Source organism: Achromobacter kerstersii (assembly GCF_902859595.1).
Classification (GTDB): Bacteria; Pseudomonadota; Gammaproteobacteria; order Burkholderiales; family Burkholderiaceae_B; genus Achromobacter; species Achromobacter kerstersii.
This window is the reverse complement of record NZ_CADIJQ010000006.1, coordinates 359,420-371,800: the sequence shown is the minus strand read 5'-3', so window position 1 is coordinate 371,800 and position 12,381 is coordinate 359,420. Positions and strand designations below refer to the sequence as shown.

At 65.0% G+C, this 12,381-nt stretch carries 17 protein-coding genes; 2 read left to right on the top strand and 15 right to left on the bottom strand.

Annotated features, from left to right (window positions below; translation table 11 throughout):
• The first annotated feature begins 95 nt into the window (after positions 1-95).
• A complete protein-coding gene (mscL, locus tag HV765_RS19605) occupies positions 96-545 on the top strand; it encodes a large conductance mechanosensitive channel protein MscL (RefSeq protein WP_175170681.1) in 450 nt (149 codons plus the stop codon).
• 28 nt (positions 546-573) lie between these two features.
• On the opposite strand, the gene HV765_RS19600 is transcribed toward mscL, so the two are convergent.
• Positions 574-1,350 carry a Nif3-like dinuclear metal center hexameric protein gene (locus HV765_RS19600; protein ID WP_054421034.1) on the bottom strand — a complete coding sequence of 259 codons (777 nt, stop codon included), beginning with the start codon at positions 1,348-1,350 and terminating at the stop codon, positions 574-576.
• A 19-nt stretch (positions 1,351-1,369) separates the two neighbouring features.
• Here HV765_RS19600 and HV765_RS19595 point away from each other — a divergent pair, with 19 nt between their 5' ends.
• Positions 1,370-2,530, top strand: coding sequence for a trypsin-like peptidase domain-containing protein (locus HV765_RS19595; RefSeq protein ID WP_054421035.1), 1,161 nt, complete (start codon positions 1,370-1,372; stop codon positions 2,528-2,530).
• A gap of 114 nt (positions 2,531-2,644) precedes the next feature.
• On the opposite strand, the gene HV765_RS32210 is transcribed toward HV765_RS19595, so the two are convergent.
• From HV765_RS32210 to hisG, 14 genes are all read right to left on the bottom strand, one after another.
• A complete protein-coding gene (locus tag HV765_RS32210; RefSeq protein WP_175170680.1) occupies positions 2,645-3,184 on the bottom strand; it encodes a helix-turn-helix domain-containing protein in 540 nt (179 codons plus the stop codon).
• Between the two features lie 83 nt (positions 3,185-3,267).
• Positions 3,268-4,059 (bottom strand): twin-arginine translocase subunit TatC, encoded by a 792-nt coding sequence (gene tatC, locus HV765_RS19585; RefSeq protein WP_054421037.1) that lies wholly within the window; start codon positions 4,057-4,059, stop codon positions 3,268-3,270.
• Positions 4,056-4,709, bottom strand: coding sequence for a Sec-independent protein translocase protein TatB (gene tatB / locus HV765_RS19580; RefSeq protein ID WP_054421038.1), 654 nt, complete (start codon positions 4,707-4,709; stop codon positions 4,056-4,058). Before tatB ends, tatC begins: the two co-directional genes overlap by 4 nt.
• Positions 4,710-4,781: 72 nt before the next feature.
• On the bottom strand, positions 4,782-5,009 hold the full coding sequence (gene tatA / locus HV765_RS19575) for a Sec-independent protein translocase subunit TatA (RefSeq protein ID WP_006216828.1): 228 nt from the start codon (positions 5,007-5,009) through the stop codon (positions 4,782-4,784).
• A 14-nt stretch (positions 5,010-5,023) separates the two neighbouring features.
• The gene (locus tag HV765_RS19570; protein WP_006224531.1) at positions 5,024-5,392 is read right to left on the bottom strand and encodes a histidine triad nucleotide-binding protein; all 369 of its coding nucleotides are present in this window, start codon (positions 5,390-5,392) and stop codon (positions 5,024-5,026) included.
• Positions 5,393-5,409: 17 nt separating this feature from the next.
• On the bottom strand, positions 5,410-5,760 hold the full coding sequence (locus HV765_RS19565; RefSeq protein WP_054421039.1) for a phosphoribosyl-ATP diphosphatase: 351 nt from the start codon (positions 5,758-5,760) through the stop codon (positions 5,410-5,412).
• Positions 5,757-6,161: a phosphoribosyl-AMP cyclohydrolase gene (gene hisI / locus HV765_RS19560; RefSeq protein WP_054421040.1), complete on the bottom strand. Its 405-nt coding sequence runs from the start codon at positions 6,159-6,161 to the stop codon at positions 5,757-5,759. Before hisI ends, HV765_RS19565 begins: the two co-directional genes overlap by 4 nt.
• Positions 6,162-6,163: 2 nt before the next feature.
• Positions 6,164-6,988: an imidazole glycerol phosphate synthase subunit HisF gene (hisF, locus tag HV765_RS19555; RefSeq protein WP_054421041.1), complete on the bottom strand. Its 825-nt coding sequence runs from the start codon at positions 6,986-6,988 to the stop codon at positions 6,164-6,166.
• Positions 6,985-7,725 carry a 1-(5-phosphoribosyl)-5-[(5-phosphoribosylamino)methylideneamino]imidazole-4-carboxamide isomerase gene (hisA, locus tag HV765_RS19550; protein ID WP_006224535.1) on the bottom strand — a complete coding sequence of 247 codons (741 nt, stop codon included), beginning with the start codon at positions 7,723-7,725 and terminating at the stop codon, positions 6,985-6,987. The genes hisF and hisA overlap by 4 nt, the downstream gene beginning before the upstream one ends.
• Before the next feature lie 57 nt (positions 7,726-7,782).
• Positions 7,783-8,481 carry an imidazole glycerol phosphate synthase subunit HisH gene (hisH, locus tag HV765_RS19545; RefSeq protein WP_054421042.1) on the bottom strand — a complete coding sequence of 233 codons (699 nt, stop codon included), beginning with the start codon at positions 8,479-8,481 and terminating at the stop codon, positions 7,783-7,785.
• Positions 8,482-8,529: 48 nt separating this feature from the next.
• Complete coding sequence (gene hisB, locus HV765_RS19540; RefSeq protein WP_006216836.1) at positions 8,530-9,117, bottom strand: imidazoleglycerol-phosphate dehydratase HisB; 588 nt, start codon at positions 9,115-9,117, stop codon at positions 8,530-8,532.
• Position 9,118: 1 nt separating this feature from the next.
• Positions 9,119-10,225, bottom strand: coding sequence for a histidinol-phosphate transaminase (gene hisC / locus HV765_RS19535; protein ID WP_175170679.1), 1,107 nt, complete (start codon positions 10,223-10,225; stop codon positions 9,119-9,121).
• The gene (gene hisD, locus HV765_RS19530; RefSeq protein ID WP_054421044.1) at positions 10,222-11,526 is read right to left on the bottom strand and encodes a histidinol dehydrogenase; all 1,305 of its coding nucleotides are present in this window, start codon (positions 11,524-11,526) and stop codon (positions 10,222-10,224) included. Before hisD ends, hisC begins: the two co-directional genes overlap by 4 nt.
• A gap of 54 nt (positions 11,527-11,580) precedes the next feature.
• Positions 11,581-12,255, bottom strand: a complete 675-nt coding sequence (gene hisG, locus HV765_RS19525) for an ATP phosphoribosyltransferase (protein WP_054421045.1) — start codon at positions 12,253-12,255, stop codon at positions 11,581-11,583.
• Positions 12,256-12,381: the final 126 nt, after the last annotated feature.

The following is a 12,381-nucleotide window of genomic DNA, read 5'->3' as shown; positions in this document are numbered from 1 at the left end:
CTGCGGCATCGGGTTCGCGGGAATATGTAACAACATAGCAACCGCGTATTATAGCGCCAGCCCACTGACGGGCGTATCACGAAGGGAGTGCTTTTATGAGCAAAGCAACTGGTTTCGTCAAAGAATTCCGAGATTTCGCTGTTAAAGGCAATGCGGTTGACTTGGCGGTGGGTGTCATTATCGGCGCAGCGTTCGGCAGAATTGTTGATTCGCTAGTCAAAGACATCGTCATGCCTCTGGTCAACTTCATCCTGGGTGGTTCGGTCGATTTTTCGAACAAATTCTTGGTGCTGTCGATGCCTGCTGGCTACAACGGCCCGATGACGTATGCCGACCTCTCGAAAGCCGGCGCGAACGTGTTCGCGTGGGGGAATTTCGTCACCATCATCATCAACTTTGTGTTGTTGGCGTTCGTGATTTTCTGGATGGTGAAAGCCATCTACAAGGCCCGCACCAAGGCCGAGGAAGCGCCGGCCGCACCGGCCGCAACGCCCGAAGATGTGGCGCTGCTGCGCGAGATCCGCGACCTGCTGAAAAAGCCATGAAGAAAGCGCCCCGTGGGGCGCTTTTTTATTAGGCTGGATTATCAAGGTCGACAAATTCGACCTTGATGCCGAAGTGCTCGGCAACCGCCTGGCCCAACGCTTGCGCGCCATAGCGCTCGGTGGCGTGATGACCGGCGGCGATGAACCCTACGCCGGTTTCGCGCGCCAGATGCACGGTGGATTCCGAGACTTCGCCTGTGATGTAGGCGCTGACGCCCGCGTCCACGGCGTCAGCCAGCATGCCTTGCGCGCCGCCCGTGCACCACGCCACGCGCGACACGGGTTGATCGGGGTCGCCCACGACTAGCGGCTGGCGGCCCAGGCGTTCGGCCACGCGCGCGCCAAGTTCGCCAAGCGTTTGCACACCGGTGGCGTCGCCCAGCCACACCAGATTGTCCTGACCACAGGTTTGCGGTGAACCGTCATCGCGGCGCGCGGGTGTCAGGCCCAGCACGCGGGCCAATTGCGCGTTGTTGCCCAGTGTGGGGTGGGCGTCCAGCGGCAGGTGGTAGGCGTACAGGTTCAGGTCGTTTTTCAACGCCAACGCCATGCGCGTGCGGCGCGTGCCGATGACGCGGCGGTCTTCGTTGCGCCACATCCAGCCGTGATGCACCAGCACCGCGTCGGCGCCGCGTTCGACGGCCGTGCGCAACAACGCTTCGCTAGCGGTGACACCGGTGATAATGTGTCCGACTTCGGATCGGCCCTCCACCTGCATGCCGTTGGGGCAGTAGTCCTTGAAGCGCGCGGCTTGCAGGGTGTTGTCCAGCCAGCTGGCCAGCACGTGGGAGTCCACTTTTTTCATTGTTTGTCCTATCAGAATCATGCGCCGATATTGGCTGATCTTCGCTCAGGCCGTCACGGTCTGCCTGGGTATTCTATTCGTCGTCACGACGCTGCGGCCCGACCTGCTGCGCCTGGCCGTGCCGGGTGCGGCGCCTGCCGCGGTGGCGGCGGCCTCGCGGCCGGCCGCAGGCACGGGGACGGGCCCGGTGTCTTATGCGGATGGGGTGGCTCGCGCCGCGCCTTCTGTCGTGAATGTCTACACGACCAAGCACGTCAATGTGCCACTGATCCCGCTGCCGGATGATCCGGTGCTGCGCCAGCTGTTTGGCCAGTTGCCGGGCGTGAGCCGGCGCGAGGCCACGACCAGCCTGGGGTCCGGCGTTATCGTGAGCCAGGACGGCCATGTGCTGACCAACTATCACGTGGTGCAGGCGGCCGACGCCATTGAAGTGGCCTTGAGCGATGGCCGCCGCGACACCGCCAAGGTGGTGGGCGCCGACCCTGACACTGACCTGGCCGTGCTGAAGCTGGCCTCGTTGCGCACCCTGCCCGCCGCTGCGCTGGCCGCTGACCGCGGCTTGCGCGTGGGCGATGTGGTGCTGGCCATTGGCAACCCGTTTGGCGTGGGACAAACCACCACGCAAGGCATTGTGTCGGCGCTGGGCCGCAATGGGCTGGGCTTGAACACGTACGAGAACTTCATTCAGACGGATGCGGCCATCAACCCGGGCAACTCGGGCGGCGCGCTGGTGGATGCGGAAGGCAACCTCGTCGGCATCAACACGGCGATCTACTCGGAATCGGGCGGGTCGATGGGCATTGGCTTTGCGACACCGGTGGAGATTGCGCGCAAGGTCATGGACGAAATCGTCAAGACAGGCGGCGTCAAGCGTGGCTGGTTGGGCGTGGAGCCGCAAGACGTCACGCCGGAACTGGCGCGCGCATTCGGGCTGGGCGGTGACGCCAAGGGCGCGATTATCGCGGGCGTGATGCGCGACGGCCCTGCCGCGCGCAGCGGCATGCGCGTGGGCGATATCGTGCAAAGCGTCAATGGCAAACGCATGGCCGACACGGCCCAGCTGTTGGCCGAGATTGCGCAGCTGCCCCCGGGCCAGCGCGCCACGCTGGGAATTCTGCGTTCAGGCAAGCCGCAGGACATGACGGTGGTGGTGGGCACGCGGCCGGGTAAGCCGCGCTGAACCGGATTCGCCTGTGAAGGCCTAGGAAGGTCTATGAAGGCCTAGGAAGGTCTATGAAGGCCTAGGAAGGTCTATGAGGGTCTATGAAGGCCCGTTCAGCCTCTTGAAGCCGCGCTAAGAAGAGGCGAGCGAATTCAAGGCCTGCGAACTTGCGCCCGTCGCCTGGCTGTCGACCATCAAGCGCACCATCGACAGCACGGTCTTCTTGGTGCTGTCGGGTTGCTGGCGCAGCAACACGCATATTTCGGCGCAATAGCCATCGACCTCCGGGGCGGACGCGGGTACTGCCGCGTGCATGAACGCATGCGCCGCCGTGCGCGTGTCCGCTTGCATGGCGGTATCAGTGCGTGGCACACCGTGTGGCGAACCGTGCGACACCGCATGTGGCGCCCCGAGTGGCACCGCATGTGGCACAGCATGTGGCACCCCATGCGGCTCGACCGCGCTGATGACGCCGTCTGACAGCCACGGCACGCTGGTATCCAGCGCGGCGGCCAGGCGTATCAACGTGGCGCGAGACGGCGAGTAGCCATCGGCACGAGTAAGGATGCGGTGAATGCAGGACTGCGGCACGCTGGAAATGCGTGCGAGCTGGTTCTGGCTATGGATACCGCGCCACCGCATCAGGGCGCGCAGTCTTTTGGCGAGGGACATGTCTGCAATGTAGGTTTGCAGCCATGTCCCGGCAAGAGTGAAACAGTCCTATATTGGCCGTCGCGGTGACGGCCGGGGCTGTCTTAATGGCGCTCGGTCAGCGAATCGGAACCAGCCTCTTCAGCCGCGCCCGCCTTGGGCTGCACCATGCGGGCGCAGATCAGCCCCACTTCGTACAGCAGGCACAGCGGCACGGCCAGCATGAACTGGCTGACCACATCTGGCGGCGTGACCACGGCGGCGATGATGAAGGCGCCGACCACGACATAGCCTCGCGCCGACCTCAGCTTGGACAGTTCAACAATGCCCATCTTCACCAGCAACACCACGGCCACCGGCACTTCGAAGGTGATGCCGAAGGCCATGAACATCGTCATCACGAAGCTCAGATAGGCCTCGATGTCCGGCGCCGGCGTGATGGATTGCGGTGCGAACGTGGCGATGAAGTGGAACACCGTGCGGAACACCACGAAATAGCAGAACGCCATGCCCGCGATGAACAGGAAGGTGCTGGAGATGATCAGCGGCAGCGCCAGGCGCTTTTCGTGGCGGTACAGGCCGGGCGCAACAAAGGCCCAGGCCTGGTACAGCACGACGGGCAGCGCCACGATGAAGGCGGCCATCATCGTGACCTTGACGGGCACCATGAACGGCGTGATGACGCCGGTGGCGATCATGCGCGTGCCTTCGGGCAGCGAGGCCAGCATGGGCGCCGCCAGCACGTCATAGATGGCCGATGCGCCCGGGTAGATGAACAGCACAATGAACACAGCCACCACGGCGCCTACGGCGCGCAGCAGACGGGTGCGCAATTCAACCAGGTGAGAGATGAAGGTCTCTTGCTGGCCTTCTTCTTGGGAGGCGTCCTGGGTCACGTCGGTGTTCCGGAGGGCGGGACGGGCTTGGCGGCGAGCGCAGCGTCGTCAGCCTGGGGCGCGCGAGGCGCCGGGGCGGGTTGTTGGGATGCGGCCGGCGCGATAACGGGCCCGTGAACCGGACCCGTCGCGGACGCCCGGACGGTAGCCGGAGCGGCAGCAGAAGCCGAGATGGCAGCAGCGGGGCGGGGTTCGGATACGGCAGGCAGGTCCAGATCCAGGCTGTGATTCTGCCCTGGCGGCGCGATGGTGCGGGCGGCTTCGGCGGGGGCGGTGGAGGCGTTACCGACTGAGGCGTCCCCGACTGACGCGTCACCCACGATCACCGGCGCGGCCTTGCCGCTGGCTTCACGGGCCACTTCGTCGAGTTCGGCGCGGAATTGCTGCACGGGTTCTTGCAGCGACGCATGCGTGTCGTTCAGCGATTGCTGCACACCTTGCGCGGCGTCTTCCATTTCGGTTTTGAACTTGCGCAGTTCATCGAGTTCGATTTCGCGCTGGATATCGGACTTCACGTCGTTGACGTAACGCTGCGCGCGCCCAAGCAGGTGGCCGACGGTGCGGGCTACTTTGGGCAGGCGTTCGGGGCCAATGACGATCAAGGCGACGACGCCGATCACCATCAGTTCAGTGAGGCTGACATCAAACATTCGACGGCCGCTCGGGAATTGAAGCAATAAGGGCCGGCCCGTTCAGGGCTGGCCCGGGAGACGAGCGGGAGCTCAGGAGTTGGTCTTTTCCTTGGCCTGCACGTCGATGGTTTCGCCGGACACGCGCTGCTGCGCGATCGGGTCAGCCGGCTTTTCGCCGTTGGCGTCCTTCATGCCTTCCTTGAAACCCTTCACTGCGCCGCCCAGGTCCGAGCCGATGTTGCGCAGTTTCTTGGTGCCGAAAATCAGCGCCACGATGACCAGAACGACCAACCAATGCCAAATGCTGAAACTACCCATGATGTTTCTCCGAATTACGCGGTGGGGGCCACGCGTCCTTTCCAGGGTCGCGAGCCGCCAATGATGTGGAAATGCAGATGCGGGACTTCCTGGCCGCCTTCGACGCCAGAGTTGATCATGATGCGAAATCCGCCATCAGGGCCCGGACGGCAACCGTTTTCGGCTGCTAGCCGCGGCGCCAACGACATCATTCTACCCAACCAACCTGCGTCCTCGCCCGTAATATCCTGCATGGATGTGACATGACGTCGAGGGATCAGCAGCAAATGTACCGGTGCTGCCGGATTGATATCGTGGAATGCAACAAAGTCCTCGTCCTCGTAGACCTTCTTGGACGGGATGTCGCCAGCGGCGATCTTGCAGAAAAGACAGTTGTCGCTCATGTTTCCGGGCTCCGTGGTCAGTCTTTGGGGCGGCTGGCCTTTTCCGCCAGGCCCGACAGGCCTTCGCGGCGGGCCAGTTCGGCCAGCACGTCTTCCGGCCGCAGGTTGAAGTGCGTCAGCGCGACCAGGCAGTGGAACCACAGGTCGGCGGTTTCGCTGACGATGCGGTCCGGCACGCCGTCTTTCGCGGCCATGACCAGTTCTGTGGCTTCTTCGCCGATCTTCTTCAGGAAGGAATCGGGGCCTTTGGCCAGCAGCTTGGCGGAATACGAGGCCGTGGGGTCGCCGCCATTTTCCGGGCGGCGGGTTTCCAGCGTGTCGGCGATGCGCGCCAGGATGTCGGCGGCGCTAAGGGTTTGATCGGTCATTTGTAGATCATTTCCGGGTCTTTGAGCACCGGGTCCACCGTTACCCACGACGCCTGGTCCGTCTGGCCTTCAAGGCGGCGGTAAAAGCAGCTGGCGCGGCCGGTGTGGCAGGCAATGCCGCCTTCCTGGTGGATTTTCAGCAGGATGACATCGCCGTCACAGTCCAGGCGCAGTTCATGCACTTCCTGGATGTGGCCGGATTCCTCGCCCTTGCGCCACAGGCGTTTGCGCGACCGCGAGAAATACACGGCGCGCCCGGTGGCGGCGGTTTCGGCGAGCGCTTCGCGGTTCATCCAGGCCACCATCATGATCTGGCCGTTTTCGGCGTCTTGGGCGATGGCGGGGATCAGGCCGTTTTCGTCGAAGACGACGTCGGCCATCCAGGCGGGTTCAGTGCTCATGTTCAGGTATCCAGTCTTACGGCAATGCCTTGCTCGGCCATGAAGCGCTTGCATTCGCCAACGGTGTGTTGGCCGAAGTGGAAGATGCTGGCGGCCAGCACGGCGCTGGCGCGGCCGGTAGTGACGCCATCGGCCAAGTGCTGCAGGTTGCCCACGCCGCCCGAGGCGATGACGGGCACGGGCACGGCGTCCGACACCGCGCGCGTCAGTTCCAGGTCGAAGCCCGACTTGGTGCCGTCGCGGTCCATGCTGGTCAGCAGAATTTCACCCGCGCCGTAGGCGGCCATGCGGCGCGCCCACGCCACGGCGTCCAGCCCGGTCGCCTTGCGGCCGCCGTGCGTGAAGACTTCCCAGCGCGCGGGTTCGCCCGCCGCCGACACGCGGCGCGCGTCGATGGCGACCACCACGCATTGCGAGCCGTGGTAATCAGAAGCGGCGCGAACCAGCTCCGGATTGGCCACGGCAGCGCTGTTGATGCTGATCTTGTCGGCGCCGGCATTCAGCAGACGCTGGATGTCCGACACCTGGCGCACGCCGCCACCCACCGTCAACGGGATGAAGACTTGCGACGCTACCTGCTCGATGATGGGCAGGATCAGATCGCGGCCGTCGCTGGTCGCGGTGATGTCCAGGAACGTGAGTTCGTCTGCGCCCTGCTCGTTATAGCGGCGGGCGATCTCGACGGGGTCGCCCGCGTCGAGCAGGTTGACGAAGTTCACGCCCTTGACGACGCGGCCTGCGGTCACGTCAAGGCAGGGAATGATGCGGCGGGTCAGCGCGCTTTGAACGGGCGCGCCGGCCCCGGGGGTGCTGCTGGAGGTGGTCATTTTGCCAATTCGTCGGCGCGAGCCTGGGCTGCCTGGAAGTCGAGCGTGCCTTCGTAGATGCTGCGGCCCAGAATGGCGCCTTCGACGCCCTCTTCTTCGACGGCGCACAGGGCTTCGATGTCCTGGATGCCGGCGATGCCGCCCGAGGCGTACACGGGAATGCGCACGTGTTGGGCCAGGCGGACCGTGGCTTCGACGTTGACGCCCGACAGCATGCCGTCACGGCCGATGTCGGTGTAGATGATGGCTTCGCAGCCGTAGTCTTCGAACTTCTTGGCCAGATCCAGCACGTCGTGGCGGGTCAGCTTGCTCCAGCCGTCGGTGGCGATCTTGCCGTCGCGGGCGTCCAGGCCAACGATGATCTGGCCGGGGAAAGCGCCGCAGGCGTCTTGCAGGAAGCCCGGGTTCTTGACCGCGGCGGTGCCGATGATCACGTAGGAGATGCCGGCGTCAAGGTAGCGTTCGATGGTGTCGAGGTCGCGAATGCCGCCGCCGATCTGGACGGGGATGTCGTCGCCGACAGCGTCCAGAATGGCCTTGATGGGCGCTTCGTTCTTCGGCTTGCCGGCAACGGCGCCGTTCAAGTCGACCAGATGCAGGCGGCGCGCGCCTTGGTCGAGCCAACGGGTGGCCATGGCGGCGGGGTCTTCGGAGAACACCGTTGCATCGTCCAGGTCACCCTGGCGCAGGCGCACGCAGCGCCCGTCTTTGAGATCGATGGCGGGGATCAGCAGCATGGTGGGCAGCAAAAAAGAAAGAGGGGTTGAATGGGCTGGAGCACGTGGACGCGAGGCCTACGGCTGCCAGTCTACAAAATTGCGATACAGGCGCAAACCGTGTTCGGCGCTCTTTTCGGGGTGGAACTGCACCGCGAAAATGTTAGCTGCCGCCACTGCGCAGGTAAAGGCGACGCCATAATCGGTTTCACCAACAATCAGGCCGGAATCATCCGGATCGGCGTAATAACTATGGACGAAATAGAAATGCGTGTCGTCCGGAATGCCGTCCCAGATGGGATGAGAGCGCGTCTGGCGCACTTTGTTCCATCCCATGTGCGGAACTTTCAGGCGTTCGGGGCGGGTGTCGGCCAGGCCTGCGGCGCCGGTGTCGGCCAGGCAGGCTTCGTCGTCGGCGGGGATCAGGTCGGCAAAGCGCGGGCCTGAAAAGCGGCGCACGACGCCGGGGAACAGGCCCAGGCACGACGTGCCGCCTTCTTCAGACGAGTCGAACAGCATCTGCTCGCCCACACACACGCCCAGCAGGGGCTTGTTGCGGGCGGCGCGCACGACGGCTTCGCGCAGGCCGGATTCATTCAGGGTGCGCATGCAGTCCGCCATGGCGCCCTGCCCGGGAAACACCACGCGGTCAGCGGCGTCGATGTCTTGGGGCTGGTTGCAGATGCGGATGTCCGCATCGGGGGCGGCGAACGTCAAGGCGCGTGCGACGGAGTGGAAATTGCCCATTCCATAGTCGACGATGGCGATAGTGGTCACTTCTTTCTGCCTGGTGCGAGGATTACGCGGACGGGAGTGAGCGGAACGTCACAGCACGCCTTTGGTCGAGGGCACGACATCGCCCATGCGCGGGTCGACTTCCATGGCCATGCGCAGCGCGCGGCCACAGGCCTTGAACACGGTTTCGGCCTGATGGTGGGCGTTGAAACCGCGCAGGTTGTCGATGTGCAGCGTGATCAGCGCGTGGTTGACCAGGCCCTGGAAGAATTCACGCGTCAGGTCGACATCGAAATTGCCGATGTGGGCGCGGGTGAACGGGATGTGATATTCCAGGCCGGGGCGGCCCGAGAAGTCCACCACGACGCGCGACAGCGCTTCGTCCAGCGGCACGTAGGCGTGGCCGTAGCGGCGCAGGCCGGCCTTGGTGCCCACGGCCTTGGCGATCGCCATGCCCAGCGTGATACCCACGTCTTCCACCGTGTGATGCGCATCGATGTGCAGATCGCCTTCGGCCTTGATGTCCAGGTCGATCAGGCCGTGGCGCGCGATCTGGTCCAGCATGTGGTCCAGGAAGGGCACGCCCGTGTCGATGGTCTGCTTGCCGGTGCCATCAATGTTGATGGCCACGCGGATGCGGGTTTCGTTGGTGTTGCGGGTGATTTCTGCGGTACGCATGTTAAGCACTCAAAATCTCTTGCAAGGCAGCCAGCAAGGCGGCGTTCTCGGCCGGGGCGCCCACCGAGATGCGCAGGCAGTTCGCCAGGAGCGGATGGGCGTTGGAGAAGTTACGAATCAATATTTTGCGCGTTTTCAGCGCAAGATGCACGGCGTTGCCGTCCAGCTTGCCGGAAAAGCGGGCGAGTACGAAGTTGCCGGCGGAAGGGAATACCCTGACGCCGGGCAAGGCGGCCAATGCCGCGGCCAGTGGTGCGCGGTCGGCGCGCAGGCGCGCAGCCTGCTCGTCCAGCACGTTCTTGTGGCGCAGCACCGTCATCAGCGTGGCTTGCGTCAGCACGTCCAGGTTGTAGGGCGGGCGCACCTTGTTCAGTTCGGCGATCCAGGCGGGGTGGCCGGCCAGATAGCCGAAGCGCAGGCCCGCCAGGCCAATCTTGGACACCGTGCGCATGACGACGACGTTGGACGCGTCCAGCACCTCGGGCATCCAGCTGCGGTCGGCAAAGGGCTGATAGGCCTCGTCCAGCACCACCAGGCCGGGCGCGGCGTTGACGATCGCCTGCACGTCGGCGTCGGACCAGATCCCGCCCGTGGGGTTGTTGGGCACCGCCAGGAACACCACCTTGGGCTGGTGTTCGCGGATGGCGGCCAGCATGGCCGGCAGATCCAGCGTCAGGTCGGCCGTCAGCGGCACGCCCACGAAACGGGCGTGATCGAAGCGCGCCGCCATATCGAAATAGACGAACGACGGCCACGGTGACATCACCACGTCGCCGGGTTCGCAGCATGCCTGCACGATGATGTGGATGAGCTCGTCAGAGCCGTTGCCAAACAGCACGTCGGCCGCGTCCGGTACGCCAAAGCCGGCCTTCACCGCCTGTTGCAAGGCGGTGAGGTCGGCGGCGGGATAGCGGTTCAGCGGCGTGTCGCGCACGGCGCGCGCGATGTCGTCGCGCACCACTTCTGGCAGCTCGTACGGGCATTCCATCGCGTCCAGCTTGATACAGCCTTCAGCGTGGGCGACCGGGTACGCGGCCAGTTCGCGGATGTCGGCGCGAACCGTGCCCTGGATGCGGCCAGCGACGTCTGCCGCCGGGGCCGCGCTCATGGCTTGTCGATCCGGTACTGGGCGCTGGCGGCGTGGGCTTGCAGGCCCTCGCCCAGCGCCAGTTCGGCGGCGATGCGGCCCAGCGTTTGCGCGCCTTGGTGCGAAACCTGGATCAGGCTCGAACGCTTCTGGAAGTCGTACACGCCCAGCGGCGACGAAAAGCGGGCCGTGCGCGACGTGGGCAGCACGTGGTTGGGACCCGCGCAGTAATCGCCCAGCGATTCCGAGCTGAAGCGGCCCATGAAAATCGCGCCAGCGTGGCGGATCTTGGCCGTCCAGATTTCGGGTTGTTCGGTGGAAATTTCCAAGTGCTCGGGGGCGATGTCATTGGCGATCTCGCAGGCTTCTTCCAGGCTTTGGACCTGGATCAGCGCGCCGCGGTTGGCCAGGCTGACGCGCAGAATGTCGGCGCGCGGCATCGTGGGCAACAGGCGTGCGATGGCGGCTTCCACTTCTTCAATGAAGGCGGCGTCCGGGCACAGCAGGATGGATTGCGCCAGTTCGTCGTGCTCGGCTTGCGAGAACAAGTCCATGGCGATCCAGTCGGCCGGCGTCTTGCCGTCACAGATGACCAGAATTTCGCTGGGGCCGGCGATCATGTCGATGCCCACCACGCCGAACACGCGGCGCTTGGCGGCGGCGACGTAGGCGTTGCCCGGGCCGACGATCTTGTCCACGGCGGGAACGGTATCGGTGCCATAGGCCAGCGCGCCCACGGCTTGCGCGCCGCCGATGGCGAACACGCGGTCCACGCCGCCAATGGCGGCCGCGGCCAGCACGATGGGGTTGCGCACGCCGTCGGGCGTGGGCGTGACCATGATCAATTCAGGCACGCCCGCGACCTTTGCCGGAATGGCGTTCATCAGCACTGACGACGGGTACGCGGCCTTGCCGCCCGGCACGTACAGGCCCACGCGGTCAAGCGGCGTGACCTGCTGGCCCAGCAAGGTGCCTTCGGCGTCGGTGTACGTCCAGGTCTCGGCGCGCTGGCGTTCGTGGTAGCTGCGCACGCGGTCGGCGGCGGCTTCCAGCGCGTTGCGCGTGGCGGCGGGCAGCGCGGCCAGCGCGGCATGCCAGTCGGCCTTGGGAATTTCCAGCGTGTCGGCCGATGCGGCGGGCATGCGGTCAAAGCGCTGCGTGTATTCCACCAGCGCGGCGTCGCCGCGGGTGCGCACGTCGGCCAGAATGCCGGCGGCGGCGCGGTCGATGGACTCGTCCTCGGCGGCCTCGAAGGCCAGCAGCTTGGACAGGGCGGATTTGAATCCGGGATCGCGGGAGTCGAGACGATTGATCAGGGCCATGGCGTCATGGAGCAAAGCAGAAAGCGGCCGCCGCGGCATCGCGGCGGGCGGGGGTCAGGCGTTGCGGGAGGCGGCTCTTTCGAAGGCGTCCAGCAAGGGTTGCAGGCGGGCGCCGCGGGTCTTCAGTGCGGCCTGGTTGACGATCAGGCGCGATGAGATCGGCATGACGTCTTCCACCGCGACCAGGTCGTTGGCGCGCAGCGTGCCGCCGGTGGACACCAAGTCCACGATGCAGTCGGCCAAGCCCACGAGCGGCGCCAGTTCCATCGAACCATACAGCTTGATGATGTCCACGTACACACCCTTTGCCGCAAAGTGTTCACGGGCTGAGTGCACGTACTTCGTGGCCACGCGCAGGCGCGCGCCTTGGTGCACGGCGCCTTCGTAGTCAAAGCCGTTGCGCACGGCCACGGCCAGGCGGCACTTGGCGATGTTCAGGTCGATGGGCTGATACAGGCCGCCGGGCTGTTCCTTGGCGTGCTCGATCAGCACGTCTTTGCCCGCGATGCCCAGGTCGGCCGCGCCGTACTGCACGTAGGTCGGCACGTCGGAGGCGCGCACGATGATCAGGCGCAGGCCTGGGTCGCTGGTCGGCAGGATCAGTTTGCGCGAGCTTTCCGGGCTCTCGGTCACTTCGATGCCGGCTTCAGCCAGCAGCGGCATGGTTTCTTCAAAAATCCGGCCCTTGGACAGTGCCAGGGTCAGGGGCTTCGTCGTGGCATCGTTCATTGCACAGCCGCCTTAAAACGAACGGACCCGCTCGGGGGGCAGCAAGCCGAAGACGCAGTGTGGGGGCAGCTTCGCCGCCGGGCCGCCCCAAGGCGGGGCAGCCCCCTCGGGGGGCAGCAAGCCGAA